This is a genomic window from Pseudomonas sp. AC239, from assembly GCF_979258545.1.
In genome coordinates this window covers 2,092,482-2,113,512 of record NZ_OZ409864.1, presented here as the reverse complement: position 1 = coordinate 2,113,512, position 21,031 = coordinate 2,092,482, and the positions used below count along the sequence as shown (strand labels likewise).

The following is a 21,031-nucleotide window of genomic DNA, read 5'->3' as shown; positions in this document are numbered from 1 at the left end:
GCACGAGCAATGTGCATTGCAGGAGCGCGTGGCATGGGGCGCCCCTCCAACACTTCAAAGCATAGCAACGGCCTCAGGGTTTGCTGGCGCCCGAGGTGTTCGTTCGTCCGCTTTCCCAGCCGCCACCCAAGGCGAGAAACAAATCGATCTGGCTCATCGCGACCTGAGTATTGGCGGCGGCCAGTTGCGCAGTGACATCGGTGTAGGTACGGGTTGCTTGCAGGTCGGCGAGGAACGACTCGCGGCCGGCCTGGAAGAAGCGGTGAGTCTGCTCGGCGGCGAGCTTGGCCGACTGCTCGGCTTCGGCCAGCGCATCGCGGCGTTGCAGCAGCGCGCTGTACTGGGCCAGACCGGTCTGCGTTTCGCGGATGGCGTTGAGGACCACGCCGTCGAAATGCGCCAGCGCGCCTTGAGTGTTGGCCTCGGCTTCACGAATGCGCGCACGGGCGCCGTTGGTCGGTACTTTCCAGCTCAGCGACGGGCCAAAGCCCCAGCGGTTGGTCGACGGGTCGCCAAGGTCATCAATGATGCCGACGGTGCCGATGGTCGCGCCAATGCTGATGTCCGGGTACAGCTCGCCAGTGGCGATACCGATGCCGGCGATTGCCGCCGCAAGACGCCGCTCGGCCTGACGAATATCCGGACGGCGCTTGAGCAGCGCAGCGCCGTCACCGACCGGCACCAGTTGGGCGATTTTCGGCAGCTCGGCGCAACTGGCCGTGCCCGCCGGCAACTGTTCGACCGGTTTGGCCAGCAGCATCGACAGACGGAACAGCCCGGCCTGACGCGCCGCTTCATAGCGCGGCAAGTCGGCGCGCAGGGATTTGAATTGGGTCTGCGAACGGGTGACCTGAGTCTCGTCGCCCCGCCCGGCGTCACGCAGACGCTGGATCAGCGTGGTGCTCTGCGATTGCAGATCGAGAGAGTGCTCGGCGATTTCCCGCTCTTCGTTGGCAGCGCAAACCTGCGTATAGGCGCGAACTACGTCCGCCACCAAGGTGATACGCGCCGTGTCGGCGGCGGCCTGAGTCGCATCCGCATTGGCTTTGGCCGCTTCGATGCCGCGTTGCAGAGTGCCCCACAGGTCGAACTGGTACGAAGCGCTGATACCGATATCGGCGATGTTGGCCACCGGGACTTTCTCTGGCAGGAGGAACGCCTGACCGGATTCCTGCAGGCGTTGGGCGCCCATTTTCACCCCGCCGCTCCAGCCACCAGCGGCCTCGGCTTCATCCACCTGAGCGCGCGCCCGCGACAGGTTCGCCGCCGCTACACGCAAGTCGGTGTTGGACGCCATGGCCTGCTGCACCAGTTGATCGAGGCGCGGGTCTTTATACAGTCGCCACCAGTCCGCCGGCACCGGCGCCGAGATTACCGGTTTGCCGGCAACTGCCAGCTCACCCTGAATGTCCTTGCGCTGCACCGCCGCGTCGGCGGGCACCTGATAATCCGGGCCGACCATCTGACAGGCCGAGAGCATCACGCCCAACCCGGCGATCAACCAGGCCCTGCTCATGGCTGCGACTCCTGCGCCTGATCGTCGATGATCGACACGGTGGCGGTACGCCCGGCGATCATGCGGAAGTCGGCCGGTACATCATCGAAAGCGATACGCACCGGAATCCGCTGCGCCAGGCGCACCCAACTGAACGCCGGATTGACGTTGGGCAGCAGGTTGCTGCCGCTGCTGCGGTCGCGGTCTTCGATGCCGGCGACGATGCTTTCGACATGCCCGCGCAATCGCGCGCTGTCGCCGATCACGCGGATATCCACCGATTGCCCGACATGAATACCGTCAAGTTTGGTTTCTTCGAAATAGCCGTCGATGTGGAAGGAGTTGCTGTCGACCACCGACAACACCGGACGCCCGGCGGTGACGAACTCCTGCGGACGCGGCGCGCGGTCATTGACGTAACCGTCGACCGGGCTGCGGATTACCGAGCGATCGAGGTTGAGCTGTGCACTGTCGACCGCCACCAACGCTTCGGCCAGCGCCGATTGCGCGCGGGCCACCCGCGACTGGCTTTCTTCCAGTTGCTCGGCCGGCACCAGATTGCCGAGGCCACGGTTACGCTTGGCTTCACGCTGGGCCTGGGCGAGGGTTTCTTCGCGATCGGCCACGGCGGCCTTGGCTTGGCGCAGGGCCAGTTTGAAGCGGTCCTGATCGATGCTGAACAGCACCTGGCCACGCTTGATCAACTGGTTGTCCTTCACCTCGACCTGCTGGATCAACCCCGACACGTCCGGGGCGATCTGGATGATGTCGGCGCGAATGTGGCCGTCACGGGTCCATGGCGCGAACATGTAATACATCACCATGCGCCAGACGAGGACAACGGCAAACGTCACGATCAGCAGGGTCAGGACCACGCGACCGATGGTCAGAAACGGTTTTTTCATGTCATCAGGTATCGACTGAGTGAGTCCACGCCGTACAGCAGCACGGCGTAGAGCGCCACGTTGAACAATGCCCGGTGCCAGACCAGACGGTAAAAGTGCAGGCGTTGCAGCACGCCATGCACCAACAAAAACAGCACGTAAGTAATGCCCATCAGCACCAGCAGGGTCGGCAGGAAAATGCCGCTGATATCCAGATCACCGATCATAGGGGCGCTCCATCGGGCAGCGGTTCTTCGGGCTCGGCGCTGGAGACGAACTCGACGCCGGGCAGCAAGGCCAGACGCAGACCGCTCAAGGCGTGCAACAGGTGTCGACGGGTTTCATCGTCGCCCTCGCCGTTCAGCGCTCGGCGGGTACGATCGAGTGTCATCAGCAGACCGCTCGGTGCCGGCAGGCGTTCGTCGGCTTTGAGGCACGCGCGAAAATACTCGCCGACCTCGCCCACCACTTGTCGCAGCAGGGCGTTTGGCACGCCCGTGACGCGCGGGGTGTAGGCAAGCAGATCGAGCATATTCAGACCGACACGTACTTCACGCATGGCAATGCCGGTGTCCTGACCGGTCAAGGCCAGACGCGGCAGGTGCTGCATCAGCCGATCAAGCAACTGCACGCCCAACTGCCGATGCTCGGCGAGACTGGCCGGCTCGGTCATGCTGACGATGTCTTTCCAGCTGAACCGGGTCAGACGCTTGGCCGCCAGCTCGGCACCGAACGGTCGCGCCACCAGCGTCCAGATGAAAGCGAACAACAACCCCAGTGGCCCGGCGAGGTTGGAGTTGGCGAAGGCGAAAAAATCCGCGTCGTAGGCACCCTGAATACTGATGAACGAGGAAGTGTTGACCAGCGTCAGCAGCATGCCGAGGTAGAAACGCGGCTGCACCGTCAGCGTGCCGATGCAAATGAACGGCACGGCGAACGCCAGCACCAGCATCGGGAAATCATGCAGGTTGGGCAGAATCAGAAATAGATAAAGGCTGGCGAACAGCACTGACATCCCGGTCCAGAAAAAGAACCGGTAAATCTGCGGCGCCGGATCGTCCATCGAGGCGAAGAAGCTGCACGCCACCGCCGCCAGAATCACTGCGCTGCCGCCATCCGGCCAGCCGAGCAGGATCCATAGCACCGAAGCGACGATGATCGCCAGAATGGTCGAGGTCACCGAGTACAGCATCAGCCCGCGATCGATGAACGGCGTCAACCGGCCGAGGCGCCAGTGCCGATAGACCGCACGCCAGCTGTCCTGGCGCTCGCACAGGATCGCATCCTGCAGGCTGCGGCAGTCCTGCCATAGATCGATGAATTCACCGAGGCGGTAGATCGCATTGGAGAACAGCAACTGTTTGCGCTCCTCCAGCGCTTGGGCGCTCGGTTGCAGCGCGTCGAGTTGATCGCGCAGTGCTTGCCAGCGCACGAGATTGGCGTCTGCGTGGCCCAGCCATTCACGGGTCGAGGTCAGCAACGGCTGGAATTTTTCCACCAGTTCCGGCGTGCGACGTTCGAGTGCGTACAGCGAATCCTCAAGGGCATCAATCACCGGCAACAGATGAATCATCCGCCCGCGCAGTTCCTTGGTATTTCGCACGGTCTGTGGCCGCGCGCCTTCGTGAGGCAACTGGCCGATCATCAATTCGAGGCTGTTGAAATTGGCGACCATCGCCATGCGCAGCGCGGTGACTTCTTCCGGCTGCACATCGCGGCTGAGAAACTTCAGGCTGTAGCTCGTCGCATCGGCGAACCACTTGCTTACCGCATCGTTGAACACCGGCGCCAGCCGACGCGGCCAGAACATCGCACCGACCACCGCAGCAACGGCGATGCCAAGGAAAATCTCTTCGGTACGCGCCTCGGCCACATCCCATACCGCGAGCGGATTATCCACCACCGGCAGGGCAATCAGCGGCAAGGTGTAACCGGCCAGCATCAGTGCATAGCTGTTGGCCGTGCGCAGATGCAGGGACATGAACAGCAGAATGCCGGTCCACAAAGCAATCACCACCACCAGCACATAGGGGCTCTGCACGAACATCGGCACGAACAGCACCGCCGCCGCCGCGCCGAGAAATGTACCGGCCGCGCGGTACAGCGCTTTGGAACTGGTCGGGCCGAGAAACGGGCTGGAGACGATGTACACCGTGGCCATCGCCCAATACGGACGCGGCATTTGCATGAGCAAGGCGATGTACAGCGCAATCATCGACGCTGCAAAAGTACGGACCCCGTAAAACCAGTCACGGGCCGGCGGCATGCCAGTGAAAAAACCGTTCAAGAATTGACCACCACAGGCGAACTCGCCGCCTCAAAAGCCCTCAGTACCCGAAGCGTAGCTTCCAGATCGCTGCGCTCGATGCCTTCCAGCACTTCGTGGCGCAAGCGCACCAGCTCGGCTTCGACCGCTTGCACCAGCTCGCGGCCGGTATCGGTCAGGCTCAGGCACTTGGCGCGGCGATCCTGGGCATCTTCGGTGCGACAGACGTAACCGGCATGGCACAGCTGATCGAGCAAGCGCACCAGCGAAGGACTCTCCATCCCCGCAGCCTGGGCGACTTGCACCTGGCGCACACCCTCGCCCAAACGCCCGATCATGAGCAACGGCACGGCGCAGGCTTCGGAAATTCCGTAGTTGACCAGCGTGGTCTGGCAGATCTTCCGCCAATGCCGCGCGGCCACCACCATGGCGCTGCTGATGTTCATCTGGAGACTGTCGAGGGAATCGGACACGGGATAACTGACACTGTTAGTTTGCTAACTATCAATATCGCATTTGAGGGGAATTTCAGTCAAGTTTTGAAACAAATCTTTGAAATACTCGCGGCGAACACCCTGATCAAGCGTCTGCCACAACATCCGGCATGGCCCAAGCGCTTGGTCAAAGCAGAATCGTCAGCCGCCATAGCCTGAGGACATTTCCTCGATGTAGTCGAACACCTCCTCCGGCACGCTGTACTGAAATTGCTTGCGGCGATGCTTTGAAACCTTGTCAGCGTTGTCCAGGCACATCATTACCAACTTCGAAAGATCGCTTCCCCGAACATCGAAACGGTCATTCACCGCTTTGATGACGAAATCGTATTTTTCAAGAAACGCGGTCTCCTCGCGTAGCTCCACTTCCAGTGCCCGCAAGGCCATCTGCAAAGTAAATTCTGCGCATTGAGTAGCATCCCAGAATCGGTAGATAGCGTCGTGACCGACGAAATCGAACGTCATCTCATCGGAATCCAGCCAAGTGACATTCCAGAACTCTCTAGCTGGTTTGGAGAACTCCTTCAGCGCTTCCAGATAGCTGGATTCCTCATGCTTCATCGCCACGGAGACGGGTAACAACAAACCGTTATGCAGAGCACCGGACTGGCAAAGAGTCTGGTGAATCAGAAAGCGTGAGAGCCGACCGTTGCCATCCATGAACGGGTGAAGAAAAACAAATCCAAACGCCACAACCGCAGCTGCTATGAGCGGATCCACCTGCTTCGCCGAGTGATTGGCGAAAGCCATCAAATCCTCCATCAACTCACGACACAATTGCGGAGCTGGCGGCACATAACTGACTCCGGCGGCGCCTCTCAAGCCATTGTGCAAATGATTCTGTTGATGACGGAAGAGCACTGCCTTATCGAAGGGATTCGAGACCGTGCTGTTTTGCAACTCGACCATATAGTCCTCGCTCAGCTCTGTACGCTCGTGAGCTTGACGCAGAAGTCGAACAAAGCGCCGCGACTTTTCTTCGCTGGGCTCTTCTTTTTCTATAGCGAAGGAATCGCGAGTCTCATGCAGGTAGGCCCAATTGATTGCCCGATCCATCATCTCCGGCGGCAACGTCGTCATGAAAACCTGGGCTCGTCCAATGATGTCCAGATCGATCAGCTCCTGTAGCTTCACCGTTCGCTCAACGGTGGCGCAGTAATGCAATGACCCCAAACCATTGAAATCGACTCGCCAGCGACTATTCCGAACAGCTGGTCCGGTCACGTAGCGTTTGGGGTCGAACAAGGCGACGACGCTACCTCGAACCGGAACGGAGTAATCCAACTGTTTGCCAGTGAAGGTTTCCCATAGAAAACAGGCTTTACGGATGTATACCCCGTTCGGGGATCTGCCAAGCTCACTTAACAGATCGCTCGCTTCAACGGATTCCAAGGCCTGGGCAAGAATGCACAGGTTTATTCCTTCATGTTTTAGCGCAAACAGAATGTGCTCGAGCGTTGATCCGTGTGCAGGCGCGACGGCGGCTGGAACAGCAAGACAATCACCGATCAAGGTAATTCGGGTGACCGGTTTGATCATCGCAACGCGCTTGGGAGCAAACGCCTTGAGCTTTAAAGCGTCCCGCAGGTTGGCATATCCGACAGTTGGCATCGTCATCTTCCACAGAAAAAATCTACTGCGACGATTAAAGCCCAGTTTTTTTTACAGTAGGCATGTTTTTTTTACATTTCGGCCTTTTCCTACAATTTTTTTTACACGGCAAGTCTCTTTCGGGTATTGCTCGGGCGACCAATGACGCAGTTTGTTTCCAGACGACAGAAACTCAAGCTTATAAGTCATGCAGATTTACCGGCATGGGTGTTTCGTGATCTCGAGAACGCGCAATCTGCATAAGCTCAAGATCATCAAGCCGCTCGACCAACGCTTCGTAAACGTCGGCAGACACCATATAGCCCATGACCCGGTTGTGATTGAGTATTGCCACAGCACCGGCGTTTGCGCCTTTAAGAACGGCAGAAGGATTTTTCTTCAGTTCGGAAATACTGACAGCCATATCGGCGAAAACTCTTTGCACGGTAAGGACCTCGAATGCGATCGAAATTTCGGTCGATATCGAAGCTTATCAATTGCTGCCGTGACAGAGTCGCAAAGGTTCAGCCTGATCATCCCACCCGCCCCTTCCGCAACATCACATTCAACTGATCCACCACCTCCGCCCAATCCGCATCATCCAGAATCTCCTCGCGCAGAAACTGCGCCTGACCTGCCGTCCAGAAAAACGCGTCAGCCAGATGCAAATCCGGCTTGAGCGGGGAATGGCTGGCGATGAATTGGTCGATGCCGGTCGGGTCGTCGGCGAGGCCGAGTTGTTTGAACAGGGCCGGTAGGCTGTGCTGCGGATTTTCCATGATGCAACTCCTCTACAATTCAGGCCCGGCGTTGCGCCGTTCGCTGCAGTGGAGTTGATCATAGCTGTCGCTGCGGGTTCAGGGTCTGGCGAGGTCAGGTGAGCCTGCGGCCAGTTGCGCGGCCGGATAGACCGATTGCCATCCGCCGCCCAACGCTTTGTACAACCCGACCATCGCCAGGGACACGCCGGTCGAGCTTTCCACCCATTGCTCCTGAGTGGCGAGCAAAGCGCTCTGCACGGTGAGGACGTTGACGAAATCGACCACGCCTTCGACGTATTGCTGTTGCGCGGTGCGCAGGGCGATCTGGTTCTGGCGCACGGCTTCGGCGAGGCTGTCGCGACGGCGCTGGCTGGCGTTGTAGGCGGTCAGTTGATCATCGATTTCATGCCAGGCGCGCAGCACGGTTTGCTGGTAGGCGATGGCTGCTTCCTGCTGCTGAGCTTCACGCAATTGCAGCATCCCGCGCAGGCGACCGCCGTCGAATAACGGCAGGCTGAATTGCGGGCCGATGCCGAAGGCACGCGAGCCCCATGAACCGAAATCGCTCAGCTGCATGGCCTGTGAACCGAGGTTGCCGGACAGAGTAATGCGCGGATAGAAATCGCCCTTGGCCACGCCGATGTTGGCGGTGGCGGCGTGCAGACGCGCTTCGGCCTGGCGGATATCCGGACGACGTTCGGCCAATTGCGACGGCAGACCGATGGCGACTTGCAGTGGCGACTGCGGCACTGCCGCGTCTGTGGATAACGCTTGAGCGAGGGCCTGCGGTGGTTCGCCCATCAACAGACTGATCGCGTTGATCAGTTGCGACTGACGCTGCTCCAGCGCTGGCAGGCGTGCTTCGATGGCGGCGACTTGCGCGGCGGCTTCGGCGACGTCGAGATCGGTCGCGACGCCATCGGCCAGCCGCAGCTGCGAGAGTTTCAGGCTATGCCGGGCGACGTCGAGGTTCTGCTCGGTGACGGCACGGGTGTTCTGCACCCCGCGCAGCTGAATGTAGTTTTGCGCGGTGTCGGCGAGTACTGTCAGCAGCACACCACGACGATCATTTTCCGCCACTTCGAGATTGGCATCGGCGGCTTCAGTTTCACGGCGCACGCGCCCCCAGAAGTCCAGCTCCCATGAGGCGGAGAAACCGGCATCCCACAGGTTGAAGGCCTCGTCGCCGTTATTGCCCGATGGATCGTTCAAGCCTTTGCCACTGTTGCGTTTGCGCCCGTAACTGCCGGTAGCAGAGTTGTTCGGATAACGCTCGGCGGTGATCACCTGGCGCGCGGCGCGGCTTTGTTGCAGGCGGCTGCTGGCCAGCTGCAGGTCGAGGTTGCTGTTCAGCGCGCGCTGGGTAAGCGCGGACAGCTGCGGGTCGTGGAAGGTTTCCCACCAGCGTTCGTTCAAGGGTGCGCTGACGGCCTGGCTCGGGGCGGACTGGGCGGGTTTGGCCCAGTCGGCCGGCTGCCTAGTTTCGGGTTTCTGGAAGTCCGGGCCGACGGTGCAGGCGGTGAGACTCATTGTGAGCAAGGCACTGACGGTTAGCTGCTGCCACTGGCGTTTTCGCGAGCAGGCTCGCTCCCACAGGGAGAACGCATTACACAATGTGGGAGCGAGCCTGCTCGCGAAGGCGGCAGCCGATTCAACACCGATCATCGCTGCGTCACCTCGCGCCCGGACGCCTTTGAGCTGGCGGTATCAATACTCGCCTCGACCGACATCCCCACCCGCAAGCGCTCGGTCAGTGGCTGGCCCGGCTCCAGCACGATCTTCACCGGAATCCGCTGCACCACTTTGGTGAAATTTCCCGTCGCGTTATCCGGTTTCACCGCCGCGAAGGTCACGCCCGTTGCCGGCGCAATGCTCTCGACGCGGCCAGTCAGGGCTTCGCCGCCGAGGCTGTCGACCCGCACTTGCACATCTTGCCCGGGCTGCACATCGGTCAACTGGGTTTCCTGAAAGTTGGCGACCACGTAGGCCTGTTGCAACGGCACCACCGCCAACAGCTTGCTGCCCGGCGTGACGTAAGCCCCGACACGCACCGCACGCTCGCCGATCATGCCGTCCTGCGGCGCGGTGATGCGCGTATAGGACAGGTTGAAACTGGCGATCTCCAGCGCCGCCTGCGCATGTTTCAGATTGCCTTCGGCGGCGTTGCGCTGGGCGGTGAGAATCTCGACCTGCTTGCGCTCGGCCGCCAACTTCGCGGTCGCGGTGTCGAGGCGCGCCGACGCCTGATCGATGCGCGTGCGCGCCTGTTGCGCGTTCTGCACGGTGCCGGCGCCGACACCGGCGAGGTGGTTGTAGCGGTTCAGTTCCTGTTGCGCGAAGGCCATTTCCGCTTTGGCCGAAACCACTGCGGCCTGCGCTTGAGCAATCAGCGAAGCCTGACGCTCCAGGGTCGCGTTGGCGTTCTGCAACTGCGCACGCGCGACCAGGGTTTGCGCATCCGCCGCTTCCGCCGCTGCGCGCAAATCACGGTCATCGATCAGCGCCAGCAACTGCCCGGCCTTGACCTGTTGGTTGTCTTCGACCAGCACCTGCTTGATGAACCCGGCCACGCGCGGCATCACCAGCGTGTAGTCGGCCGAGACAAACGCGTCATTGGTGGTTTGCTCGGTGCGGTGGCCGAAAAGCCCGGGCATCGCCAGGTACACCAGCACGCCCACCGCCAGCGCGGCAGCCACGGCCACCGCGAGTTTTTGCTTGGATTGAGTCATAAAAAACCTTCAGTTTCAGTGCAGCAATCAGGACGGCGCGCGCGGCGGATAAATCCGCGTCGGCAGCCAGAAAATCAGCAGAATCAACGCCACGGCGACGCCAGCCATGCACAGGTACAAATCGGACGAAGTCAGCACCACGGCCTGCTCGTGCAAGCGGTGGGCGAGGCCCGGATCGCTGTGATCGGCCAGCGGCGAATTGCCGAGGCTGTCGACCAACATGCTCGAATGAAAATGCAGGCGCGATGTGGTCAGCGCTTCGATGACGCCGGTGGCAACCACCGCGGCCAGGCCTTTGACGGTGTTGAACCACGCCGACGCGAACGGCCCTTCCATCGGCGTGATACTACCGGTCGACAACATCAACAGCGGCAACACCGCCATCGGCTGGCCGAAAATCTGCAGCCATTGCAGCACGTAGAAATCGTCGCGAATCCACGCCGAAGTCAGGTGCGAACCGCCCAGGCAGGACAGCGCAAGCATGCTCAGACCAATGCCGAGCACCCAGCGGCAATCGACCCAGCGCAAATTGCACAGCGCGGCCACCAGCGGCAGCGCGATCAATTGCGGCAGCGCGGCAATGAGCATGATCGGCGCGGTTTGCGCCGGACGATAGCCCTGCACCTGGGCCAGATAACTCGACGGAATCAGTACCACCGCCAGCAGCACGATCAGCACCCCTGCAAGGGTGATCAGGGCGAACAACAGGTTGCGGATGCCGAGCATCTGCAGTTTGAAAAACGGAATCGGCTGCGACCATTCATTGATCATAAAAGCCACCAGCAGCAGCGAACCGGCACCGAGTAATCCACAGATCAGATTCGACTCGAACCAGTCCAGTCGATTGCCCTGTAACAGACCGATCACCAGCATGCAGATCGCCGGAAAGCCCAGCAGCAGGCCTTTCCAGTTGAACGCCCTGAGACGTTCCAGCCGCAGCGGATCCTGCGGCAATCCGTAAGCCACTGCAGCCATTGCAATCAGGCACGGCACGATGATCTGCCAGAAGGTCCATTGCCAGCCGACGTATTCAGTCCACAGACCGGCCAGCGGCGTGCCGAGTCCCGGGCCGAAAGTCGCGGTCAGTGCGTAGCCGGCCAGTCCGTACAGTTTGATGTTCGCCGGGAGGAAGCGCAGCGCAACGGTCATCAACATCGGCGGCAATGCGCCGCCCGCGAGGCCTTGGAGGATGCGCATCAGCAGCAGACTTTCGTAGCTCGGGGCGAACGGGCACAGCACCCCGAGCAGGGTAAACAGGCCGATCGCGCAGAGGGTGAAGCGACGCAGCGAGAAGGTCACCGAGCACCACGGCGCGAAGGCCATGGCCGCGACCGACGTGGCGGTGTAGCTGGCGACCAGCCAGGTGCCTTCGTCGTAGCCGATGTGCAGCGCCCCGCGAATATCGGCGAGTGCGACTTTGGTGACCATCTCGTTGAGGCCCGAGACCAGCACGGCCAACAGCACGCCGACCAGACCAATGATGATCCGCGCCCCGAACACCGGTGGCGCAGCCGCCGTCGCCGGGCTGGTCGCGGCGAGAGGCGCCGTGACCGTCAGGGATGTCATGAATGAAAACTCCGGGGGTGAAAATACCGGAGCATTTTAGTGGGGCTTGATGCTGACGAAAATTGACTTATCGGCAGGTTATAAATGCATCAAACACAACGGTAAATGCCTATGTGGGAGCGAGCCTGCTCGCGAAAGCGGTGGACCAGTCGCCATTGAGGTGACTGATTCGACGCCTTCGCGAGCAGGCTCGCTCCCACAGGGATTCGATGGTGCCTGATGATTTACGGTTGTGCCGCCAGCCACGTTTCATCGCAGCAGGTCTTGAGGGTTTCGCGCAGCCAGCGGTGGGCCGGGTCCTTGTCGAAACGCGGGTGCCAGGCCTGGGTCAGCATCAGCATGGGCAGTGGAATCGGCAGGTCGAATGAACGCAGTTTCAGGCCCAGCCGCCGCACGCTGAGCAGCGCTTCTTTAGGCACCGGAAGGATCAGGTCGGAGTCGGGCAAGGCAAACATCGCAGCATGGAAACTTGGCGCGATCACCGCGACCCGGCGCTCCAGCCCCAACGCATTCAACGCCGTGTCGATCGGGCCGCGAGCGATACCACGCCGCGACATGCTGATGTGGGAAAAACCGGCGTAGCGCTCGGCAGTGATTTCGCCATCGAGCAACGGATGATTTTCGCGCACCAGGCCGACGAAATGGGTGGAAAACAGGTTCTGCACCTTCACTTCTGGCGTGAGCGGACGGGTGTTGCTGACGCTCAGATCGATGCGTCCTTCGCGCAGCGCCTCATCGTCGCCATCGCCTTCCGGGACAAAGCGCAATTCGCAATGCGGGGCGAGTTGGTCGAGGGTGTCGAACAGCTTGCCGCCGTAAACGCCGACGAAGAAATCATTGGCGCGAATGCTGAAGCGTCGACGCAAGCTACCCAGCTCGACGCTGTCGGCGGAGCGAAACAGCAGCGCCGCCTGCTCGACCACATCGCGCACCTGTTCGCGCAGCTCGAGAGCCTTGGGGGTCGGCACCAGGCCACGCCCGGCGCGCACCAGAATCGGATCGCCGATGGCTTCGCGAATCCGCGTCAGCGTGCGACTCATGGCCGCCGGGCTGAGGTTCATCCGCCGCGCCGCACCGACCACGCTGCCCTCGTCGAGCAAGGCATCGAGGGCGACCAGAAGGTTCATGTCCGGGAGTTGCATGCTGAGCACTCTTGGCTGATCTGGATTGATCACGGCGCAATGCTAGCAAACATCCTTAAAGAGTGGCGGCGCCAGCGCTGGCCTCTTCGCAGCAGGCTCGCTCCCACCTTAGAATGCGTTCTCATGTGGGAGCGAGCCTGCTCGCGAACGGGCCGGAACAGCCAACGAAGATCTCAGCGTTGCATTCCCCAGCGCTTGACGGTCACGCGCTCAAGGGTGGCAAACACCAGATTCTCCACCAGCAAGCCAATCAGAATCACCACCGCCAACCCGGCAAACACCTTATCGGTGTACAGCTCATTGCGATTCTGAAAGATGTACCAGCCCAGCCCGCCCTTGCCACTGGTCGCGCCAAATACCAATTCGGCCGCGATCAACGTACGCCAAGCGAACGCCCAGCCAATTTTCAAACCGGCGAGAATCGACGGCAGTGCCGCCGGGATCAGGATGAACAAAACCAAACGCAATCCCTTGAGGCCATAATTGCGCCCGGCCATTCGCAGCGTTTCGGAGACGCCGAGAAATCCGGCATAGGTATTCAACGCCAGCGCCCACAGCACCGAGTGCACCAGCACGAAAATCAGGCTGTTCTGCCCCAATCCGAACCAGAGCAGCGCCAACGGCAGCAGGGCAATCGCCGGCAACGGGTTGAACATTGAAGTCATGGTGCTGAGCAGATCACGTCCCAACCGGGTCGAGACCGCCAAAGTCGTCAGGGCAAAGGCGAGGACGATGCCGATCAAGTAGCCCTTGATCAGCACCACCAGAGATATCCACACCTTGGCCAGCAACTCGCCACTGAGCAGCCCGTCGAACAAAGCCTGCGCGGTTTGCAGAAAACTCGGCAGCATCAGGTCGTTGTTCTGAATCCGCGCGACCACTTCCCAGATAACCGCCAGCACGATCAGGATCAGGCTTTTACGCAGCCAGCGCTGTTGCCAAAGGCGTGTGCCGAGCGGCAATTCACGCTCGACCGGCACTGCGGTCAGCGGCTCGAGCACGGTTTCGAATTCTTCACGCACGGATGATGAATGGCTCATCGGGTAGACCTCCTGGCCGCTCAATAGGCGATGCGAATATCGTTGAAGTCGTGATCACGTTCGGTCTCCGGCACTTGGCCCTCATCGAAAAGCAGACGATGAATGCGCCGCGCCGACTCCTGAAACGCTACGCCGCCGAGACTGTGCAGATCGTATTGATGGCTGTGCACTTCGGCGCGCACCCGCCCCGGATGCGGCGACAGCAAGAGGATGCGATTGCCCACTACCAAGGCTTCTTCAATCGAGTGGGTGACGAACAGCAGGGTGAAGCGCACCTCCTCCCAGAGCAGCAGCAACTCCTCCTGCATCTTGCGGCGGGTCAACGCATCGAGTGCAGCGAAGGGTTCGTCCATCAAAAGAATTTTCGGCTGCATCGCCAATGCGCGGGCGATCGCCACCCGCGCTTTCATGCCGCCGGACAGGGTGTGTGGATAGACGTCGGCGAAAGCTGCAAGGCCGACCTTTTCCAGGTAGTGCAGCGCGCGTTCTTCCGCGTCTTTCTTGTTCAAGGTGCGCGAGGCGAGCAGCGGGAACATCACGTTCTGCTTCACGGTTTTCCATGGCGGCAACTGATCGAATTCCTGAAACACCACAATGCGGTCCGGCCCCGGCGCATCGACACGCTGGCCTTGCAGGCGGATCTCGCCTTCGCAGGGCCGGATAAACCCGGCGACCGCTTTGAGCAGGGTCGATTTACCGCACCCGGACGGGCCGAGCAAAACGAAACGATCAGCCGGGTCGACGGCGAAACTGACTTGATGGGTGGCGCGCACCACGCGTTGCGGCGTGCGGTATTCGAGGCTGACGTGATCGACGGCCAGCAACGCTTCGCTGCGGGCGATCGGGTTGCTGGCCGCGTGGCCTGGCAAAGGGGCGTTCATGGTCGATCTCCGGCAAATCAGAAAGGCGCGTCGCCCTGGATAGTCGTGCGATACAGCTTGCGGCGCAGATGCGCAGGGCAGCCGGCGGCGAGGTGGATCAGCGAACGGTTGTCCCAGAACACCAGATCGTGCGGTTCCCACTGATGGCGGTAGATGTTTTGCGGCAGCACGCTGTGAGCGAAGAGTTCGCCGAGCAACTGGCGGCTCTCGTCTTCCGGCAGACCGACGATGCGCGTGGTGAAGCCTTCGCTGACGAACAAGGCCTTGCGGCCGTTTTCCGGATGGGTGCGCACCACCGGATGCACTACTTCAGCGACCTGAGCCAACTGTTCTGGGGTCAGGGTCGGGCGCCAGTTGCCTTCGAATTTGGTTTCACTGTAGCGCGCTGTGTAGGAATGCGCGGCAGAGCGTCCTTCGACCGCAGTGCGCAACGCAGCGGGCAAGTCGTCCCAGGCTTTGTGCATGTCGGCAAACAGCGTGTCGCCGCCCTCGGCGGGCAGCTCCTGAGCGTGCAGCATCGAGCCGAGGCTCGGCAGCTCTTTATAGGAAAGATCGGAATGCCAGAACTTGCCGGCATCACCGAGACCGATGTTCTGGCCATTCTCGATGATGTTGGAAACGATGAGAATTTCCGGGTGGTTGGCCAGCAGGAATTGCTTGAGCACATGGATCTGCAACACGCCGAAGCGGCGGCTGAAATCGATTTGCTGTTGCGGGGTGATCTGCTGATCGCGAAAGACCACGACATGGTGATCCAGGTGCGCGCGGTGAATGCGCGCGAAGTCCTGATCATTGACCGGCCGGCTGAGGTCGAGGCCAACGATCTCGGCGCCGACGGCACCGCTGAAGGGACGAATTTCGAAGATTTGCGGCGCGGCAATTGCGGCGCTTTCGGTGGCAGTAGCGGCGGACATCAATCATCTCCCACGCACGGCGCGCTCACGGACGCGCTCGTCGATCAGACACTCACGCTGGATTGCGTGTCGGTTCAGGTCGTGCGGCGCGCCGATTGGTCGGCAGGTACGCAGGCGGGTGACTTTATAGCTATAAGAATTGGAAATTAAATACCGTTAATGAATAACGATATGGCGATTGGTGAGGGGGTGGGTGACCATTTTTGTCACTTACCGACGGATATGTAGCGCTTCGGAAGACGCCTTCGCGAGCAGGCTCGCTCCCACAGGGTTCGCATATGGACTCCAGATATCTGTTGAAAACAGATAACTGTGGGAGCTGGCTTGCCAGCGATGAGGCCAGCGAGGCCACTGGGGATCAACGCTCGTGCAACGCTTCAGCCCGTGCGCGGATGATCGGCTTGAGCAAATAGCTCAACACCGATTTCTTGCCAGTGATGATATCCACCGAAGCGACCATCCCCGGAATGATCAGCAGTGGCTTTTCATCCGTGCCCAAGTGGCTGCGCTCGGTGCGCACCTTGATCACGTAGTAAGTGGTTTTCTTGTCTTCGTCGGTGATGGTGTCGGCGCCGATCTGCTCCAGCTGCGCCTTCAGCCCGCCGTAGATGGTGTAGTCATAGGCGGTGAATTTGACGATCGCTTCCTGCCCCGGATGCAGAAAGGCAATGTCCTGGGGGCGGATCTTGGCTTCGACCAGCAGGGTGTCGTCCAGCGGCACGATTTCGACCATGTCGCTGCCCGGCTGGATCACGCCGCCAATGGTGTTGACCAGCAATTTATTGACAATGCCCCGCACGGGCGAGGTAACCAGCGTACGGCTGACGCGGTCTTCCAGCGCCTTGCCGGTGGCCTGGGCCTTGTTCAGATCGGTGCGCGCTTCGTTGAGCTGGGTCAGCGCTTCGCTGCGGAATTTGCCGCGGGTTTCGTCGATCTTGCGTTGCACTTCCTTGATCGCCGATTCGGCACGCGGAATGGCCAGCGTGGTCGCATCGAGCTGGCCGCGGGTTTCCACTTCGGCACGCTTGAGGCGCAACACTTCCACCGGCGAAACCGCGCCCTGCGCCACCAGCGGCTCGGACATGTTGATTTCCTGACGCTGCAAGCCGAGTTGCTGACGGTACTGCGCCTGCTTGGAGCTGAACTCACGCAGCTCTTGCTGACGCTGGATCAACTGCTCCTGCAGGCCGCCGATTTCATCGTGCAACTGCTGACGGCGGCTGATGTACAGCGACTCTTCGCTTTTCGCCTGGCCCGGCACGGCCTTGAGTACGTCCTCGGGGAAATTCAGCGGACGGTCATCGACTTCCGCGCTCAAACGCTCGACCCGCAGCAACATCGACAGGCGATCGGCCTCGGTTTCGCCGACATTGGAGGCAAAACGCGTGTCGTCGAGACGAATCAGCGGCGCGCCGGCCTCGACGATCTGGCCTTCCTTGACGAACAGCTCGGAGACGATACCGCCCTCCAGGTTCTGGATTTTCTGGATCTTCGACGACGGAATCGCCTTGCCGTCGCCCTTGGTCACTTCGTCGATCACGGCGAAGTTGGCCCAGAGCATGAGGAATACGAAGAAGCCGATGATGGCCCAGATGGTCAGGCGCACGACGCGCGGGGCGTCTTCGATCAGCGCCTTGTTGACCTCCGGCAGCGGCTGGCCCTGCAGCGAGGCAGAGCCCTTGAAGTAGCGACGGATCGACTCCTTGACACCGGACTTAAGCAACACTGATCTGCCCCTTCTTCAACGCTTCCATCACGGCGGCTTTCGGGCCGTCGGCGAGAATCTGCCCGCGATCGATCACCAGCAGGCGATCGACCAGCGACAACAGCGATGCCCGGTGCGTGACCAGCACCACGGTCTTGTTTTCAATTACCGCTGCGAGACGTTGCTTGAGGCGTTCTTCGCCGGTGTTGTCCATCGCACTGGTTGGCTCATCCATCAACAGAATCGGCGGATTGAGCAACAGCGCCCGAGCCAGGGCGACGTTCTGCCGTTGGCCGCCGGAAAGGTTCTGTCCACGCTCGCCGACTTGCAGTTCATAGCCCTGCGGGTGCAAACGGGCGAATTCGTGGACGCCGGCCAGTTCGGCGGCTTGCAGCACCAACTCGTCTTCGACGTAACGCGCGCCGGAGACCAGGTTGTCGCGCAGGGTGCCGGACAGCAGCTGAATGTCCTGCGGCACGTAGCCGATGTTGTAGCGCAGTTCGCTGACATCGATCTGGCGGATGTCCACGCCGTCGACCAGCAAGGCACCGTCGTCCGGTTGGTAGAGGCCGACCAGCAGTTTAGCCAGCGAACTCTTGCCCGAACCGCTGCGGCCGATGATGCCGATCTTCTCGCCGGGACGGATGACCAGGTTGATGTTCTTCAGCGCCGGGTTCTGCTGATCCGGGTAGGTGAAGCTGAGCTGGCGGCATTCAATTGCACCCTGCAAGACCTTGCGGCTCAGCGGGCGCTCTTCGAAATTGCGCTCCTGAGGCAGCTCCATCATCTGGTCGACCGAGGTCATGGTCACCCGCGCCTGTTGATAGCGCGTGAGCAGACCGGACAGCGACGCCAGCGGGCTCAGCGCGCGACCACTGAGCATGTAACAGGCGATCAGCCCGCCCATGCTCAGGTTGCCGGCGATGATCTGGTACACGCCGAAGACGATCATGATCACCCCGGCCAGTTGCTGGATCAGCAAGGTGATGTTCATCGCCAGACCGGAGAGCATTTTCACTCGCAGCTCGAGACGGCTGAGGGTGCCGATGGTCTGCTCCCACTGATACTGGCGCTCGCTTTCGGCGTTGTTGACCTTGACCGCGTCCAGCCCGGCGAGGGTTTCGATCAGGCTCGACTGGCGCTCGGCGCCCAGCGCCATGGTGCGCTCCATGGTCGCGATCAGCGGCTTCTGCAAGGCGTAGCCGATCAGCAGGGCAATCGGGAAGGCCAGCACCGGAATCCATACCAGATGCCCGCCGAGAATGGCGATGACGATGAAAATCAGAATGGTAAACGGCAGGTCGATCAGACTGGTCAGGGTCAGCGAGGCGAGGAAGTCGCGCAGGCTCTGAAACTCGTGGATGTTCTGCGCAAAACTGCCGACCCGCGCCGGGCGGTATTTCATCGCCATGCCGACGATGCGCTCGAACAGCGTGGCGGAGATGATGAGGTCGGTTTTCTTCCCGGCCAGATCCAGGCACAGGCTGCGCAGGCTCTTGAGGATCAAGTCGAAGATGTAAGCGCCGGTGATGCCCAGCGCCAGTACCCACAGGGTTGCTTCGGCCTGGTTCGGCACCACGCGGTCGTAGACGTTCATCACGAACAGCGGCGCGGCCATGGCGATGATGTTGATCAGGAAACTGGCGGCGATCGCATCGGCGTACAGCCAGCGCGAACGCTTGAGGGTGTCACGGAACCACGAGCGTGCACGCGGGATCAGCGTGCCGTGGTTGACGTCGAATTTGTGCTGCGGCTGGGCGAAGAACACTTTGCCGGTGTAATCGTCGCTCAGCAGTTCACGGCTGACCACCGACTCGCCGCCGTCGCTTTCGCTGAGCAGCACGCGTGCTTCGTTGTCGCCCTGCCAGCCGAGCAGGACGGCACTGCGGCCATCCTTGAGCAGCAACAGCGCGGGCATGGCGATCGCCGGAATTTCTTCTAGCTTGCGCTGCAACACCCGACCCTGCAGGCCGGCGCGAGCCGCTGCGCGCGGCAGCAACTCGATACTCAAACGTTGTTTGGGCAGCGGCAGGCCGGTGGTCAGCATCGCCGCGCTGGCGGGCTTCTGGTGCAGCATGCACAGGGCGAGCAGACCATCCAGCAACGGATCGTCATGCAACGCGCGCGGATCATGGCTGAGTTGAACTCGACTGACTTCTGATTCCACGCTCGACACTCTTTAACAGTTGAAAGGGATAACTCAGTTCATCCCAGGCAGCTGGACCTTGGGCTTCACGTCGTTCTGCACAACGGATGCCAACGGCGCGACCACTCCCTGGCTTTTGAGCAATTGGCCCATGGTCGCCTTGATTCGATACTGAGTAAATAACTGAATGTTCTTGATTTCCGCCAGACGCCGCGAAGCAGTGAACAGTTCGTTTTCGCTGTCGAGCAAGTCCAGCAGAGTGCGTTCACCGAGACTGAATTGACGCTGGTAAGCGGTGCGCACCGAAGTGCTGTGATCGACGTATTGCTGAGCGATCGGTACCTGAGCGTTGGCGTTGTTCAGCGCGTTCCAGGCCAGGCCGAGCTCTTCGTTCAACTGCCGCAGGGCGTTGTTGCGGATGTCCAGCGCCTGGTTGGCCAGGTACGACTTGGATTCCAGATCGGCTTTGTTGCTGCCACCGGAATACAGGTTGAAACGCATGCGCAGCATGGCCTGCCATTCGTTGTTGTGGCCATTCTGGCCATCGAGATCGTTGTCGGCGGTACGCCCCAGCTCAGCGTCGAAGCGCGGGTAGAAGGTCGATTTGGCGGTGGCGAACTGCTTCTCGGCAGCGGCGATGTCCGACTCGGCGGAACGCAGGATCGGGCTGTTTTCCAGCATTTGCGCGCGGGCTTCATTGAGGTTGGCCGGCATCATCGCCATGAACGGCGCCGGACGCTCGAGCTGGTCGGGCATCTGGCCGACAGCGCTGAGGAAGTTGGTTTCCGCGTCGGCGAGGTTGGTCTGTTCGGTGATCAGGTTGTTGCGGGCTTGCGCCATACGGGCTTCGGCCTGATCAAGATCGGCACCGCTGCCGACGCCGCGCTGAGTGCGCAGCTGGATCTGGTCGTAGATGCGCTGGTGGCTCTTGAGGTTTTCCTCGGCCAGGCGGACGAATTCGCGACGCGTCAGCACGTCCAGATAGACCTGGGCGACGGTCAGCGCGGTGCGCTCGGAAGTACCCAGCAGCGAGTAAGCACGGGAGCTGACGTTGGCTTGTTGACGCGCAACTTCGTTGGACGTCGCAAAACCGTCAAAAACCATTTGTGAGAGACGTAAACTTGACTCACTGCGGTTCAACGTTTCCCAGTGATTGCCGCCACCGTTGGCTCGGGTGGTCACGCTATCAGTACCTTCACGGCCATAACCGCCCAGCAGATCGACCTTGGGCAGGTATCCCCCTTTCGCAGCCTTCAATTGATAATCCGCCGCCAAACGACTGTTGACCCCTGCCTGAATCTCCGGATGGACATCCAGCGCCTGTTGCATGGCTTCTGGTAAGGATTGTGCTTGTACAAAAGAGGCGGCGAGAGCGAAGGGAGCGGCAAGGAGCAAAAGCGAACGCATGGTTGGAATTT

At 60.8% G+C, this 21,031-nt stretch carries 18 protein-coding genes; all 18 read right to left on the bottom strand.

Translation table 11 applies throughout. The features are described from left to right. Positions 1 to 73: 73 nt before the first annotated feature. The 18 genes from ACZ0AZ_RS09735 to ACZ0AZ_RS09650 all read right to left on the bottom strand — a co-directional run bounded on the left by ACZ0AZ_RS09735 (position 74) and on the right by ACZ0AZ_RS09650 (position 21,020). Positions 74 to 1,516, bottom strand: coding sequence for an efflux transporter outer membrane subunit (locus tag ACZ0AZ_RS09735; RefSeq protein WP_463537279.1), 1,443 nt, complete (start codon positions 1,514 to 1,516; stop codon positions 74 to 76). Further along, the gene (locus ACZ0AZ_RS09730) at positions 1,513 to 2,400 is read right to left on the bottom strand and encodes an efflux RND transporter periplasmic adaptor subunit (protein ID WP_463537278.1); all 888 of its coding nucleotides are present in this window, start codon (positions 2,398 to 2,400) and stop codon (positions 1,513 to 1,515) included. The genes ACZ0AZ_RS09735 and ACZ0AZ_RS09730 overlap by 4 nt, the downstream gene beginning before the upstream one ends. Then, the gene (locus ACZ0AZ_RS09725) at positions 2,397 to 2,606 is read right to left on the bottom strand and encodes a DUF1656 domain-containing protein (protein ID WP_016772264.1); all 210 of its coding nucleotides are present in this window, start codon (positions 2,604 to 2,606) and stop codon (positions 2,397 to 2,399) included. Before ACZ0AZ_RS09725 ends, ACZ0AZ_RS09730 begins: the two co-directional genes overlap by 4 nt. After that, the gene (locus ACZ0AZ_RS09720; protein WP_463537277.1) at positions 2,603 to 4,666 is read right to left on the bottom strand and encodes an FUSC family protein; all 2,064 of its coding nucleotides are present in this window, start codon (positions 4,664 to 4,666) and stop codon (positions 2,603 to 2,605) included. Before ACZ0AZ_RS09720 ends, ACZ0AZ_RS09725 begins: the two co-directional genes overlap by 4 nt. Beyond that, positions 4,663 to 5,091 (bottom strand): MarR family winged helix-turn-helix transcriptional regulator, encoded by a 429-nt coding sequence (locus tag ACZ0AZ_RS09715; RefSeq protein ID WP_016772266.1) that lies wholly within the window; start codon positions 5,089 to 5,091, stop codon positions 4,663 to 4,665. The genes ACZ0AZ_RS09720 and ACZ0AZ_RS09715 overlap by 4 nt, the downstream gene beginning before the upstream one ends. A gap of 189 nt (positions 5,092 to 5,280) precedes the next feature. Further along, positions 5,281 to 6,750, bottom strand: a complete 1,470-nt coding sequence (locus ACZ0AZ_RS09710) for a Fic family protein (RefSeq protein WP_463537276.1) — start codon at positions 6,748 to 6,750, stop codon at positions 5,281 to 5,283. Between the two features lie 178 nt (positions 6,751 to 6,928). Next, positions 6,929 to 7,174: a type II toxin-antitoxin system prevent-host-death family antitoxin gene (locus ACZ0AZ_RS09705; RefSeq protein WP_253497765.1), complete on the bottom strand. Its 246-nt coding sequence runs from the start codon at positions 7,172 to 7,174 to the stop codon at positions 6,929 to 6,931. Between the two features lie 88 nt (positions 7,175 to 7,262). Then, on the bottom strand, positions 7,263 to 7,508 hold the full coding sequence (locus ACZ0AZ_RS09700) for a DUF2789 domain-containing protein (RefSeq protein ID WP_071174009.1): 246 nt from the start codon (positions 7,506 to 7,508) through the stop codon (positions 7,263 to 7,265). 78 nt (positions 7,509 to 7,586) lie between these two features. Further along, positions 7,587 to 9,155 (bottom strand): efflux transporter outer membrane subunit, encoded by a 1,569-nt coding sequence (locus tag ACZ0AZ_RS09695; protein ID WP_463537275.1) that lies wholly within the window; start codon positions 9,153 to 9,155, stop codon positions 7,587 to 7,589. Next, positions 9,152 to 10,219: an HlyD family secretion protein gene (locus tag ACZ0AZ_RS09690; RefSeq protein WP_463537274.1), complete on the bottom strand. Its 1,068-nt coding sequence runs from the start codon at positions 10,217 to 10,219 to the stop codon at positions 9,152 to 9,154. Before ACZ0AZ_RS09690 ends, ACZ0AZ_RS09695 begins: the two co-directional genes overlap by 4 nt. A 27-nt stretch (positions 10,220 to 10,246) precedes the next feature. Next, entirely contained in the window at positions 10,247 to 11,785 is a 1,539-nt protein-coding gene (locus ACZ0AZ_RS09685) for an MFS transporter (RefSeq protein WP_415760907.1), read from the bottom strand. Positions 11,786 to 12,009: 224 nt separating this feature from the next. Next, positions 12,010 to 12,927: a LysR family transcriptional regulator gene (locus ACZ0AZ_RS09680; protein ID WP_129998394.1), complete on the bottom strand. Its 918-nt coding sequence runs from the start codon at positions 12,925 to 12,927 to the stop codon at positions 12,010 to 12,012. 173 nt (positions 12,928 to 13,100) lie between these two features. Beyond that, the gene (locus ACZ0AZ_RS09675; protein WP_463537273.1) at positions 13,101 to 13,967 is read right to left on the bottom strand and encodes an ABC transporter permease; all 867 of its coding nucleotides are present in this window, start codon (positions 13,965 to 13,967) and stop codon (positions 13,101 to 13,103) included. Between the two features lie 20 nt (positions 13,968 to 13,987). Beyond that, complete coding sequence (locus ACZ0AZ_RS09670; RefSeq protein ID WP_463537272.1) at positions 13,988 to 14,848, bottom strand: ABC transporter ATP-binding protein; 861 nt, start codon at positions 14,846 to 14,848, stop codon at positions 13,988 to 13,990. Positions 14,849 to 14,865: 17 nt separating this feature from the next. Continuing rightward, positions 14,866 to 15,762, bottom strand: coding sequence for a TauD/TfdA dioxygenase family protein (locus ACZ0AZ_RS09665; RefSeq protein WP_129998397.1), 897 nt, complete (start codon positions 15,760 to 15,762; stop codon positions 14,866 to 14,868). Between the two features lie 358 nt (positions 15,763 to 16,120). Then, positions 16,121 to 17,488, bottom strand: coding sequence for an HlyD family type I secretion periplasmic adaptor subunit (locus ACZ0AZ_RS09660; protein ID WP_024011116.1), 1,368 nt, complete (start codon positions 17,486 to 17,488; stop codon positions 16,121 to 16,123). Then, on the bottom strand, positions 17,478 to 19,634 hold the full coding sequence (locus ACZ0AZ_RS09655) for a type I secretion system permease/ATPase (RefSeq protein ID WP_039756281.1): 2,157 nt from the start codon (positions 19,632 to 19,634) through the stop codon (positions 17,478 to 17,480). The genes ACZ0AZ_RS09660 and ACZ0AZ_RS09655 overlap by 11 nt, the downstream gene beginning before the upstream one ends. A 33-nt stretch (positions 19,635 to 19,667) precedes the next feature. Then, the gene (locus ACZ0AZ_RS09650; RefSeq protein WP_039756280.1) at positions 19,668 to 21,020 is read right to left on the bottom strand and encodes a TolC family outer membrane protein; all 1,353 of its coding nucleotides are present in this window, start codon (positions 21,018 to 21,020) and stop codon (positions 19,668 to 19,670) included. Positions 21,021 to 21,031 lie beyond the last annotated feature (11 nt).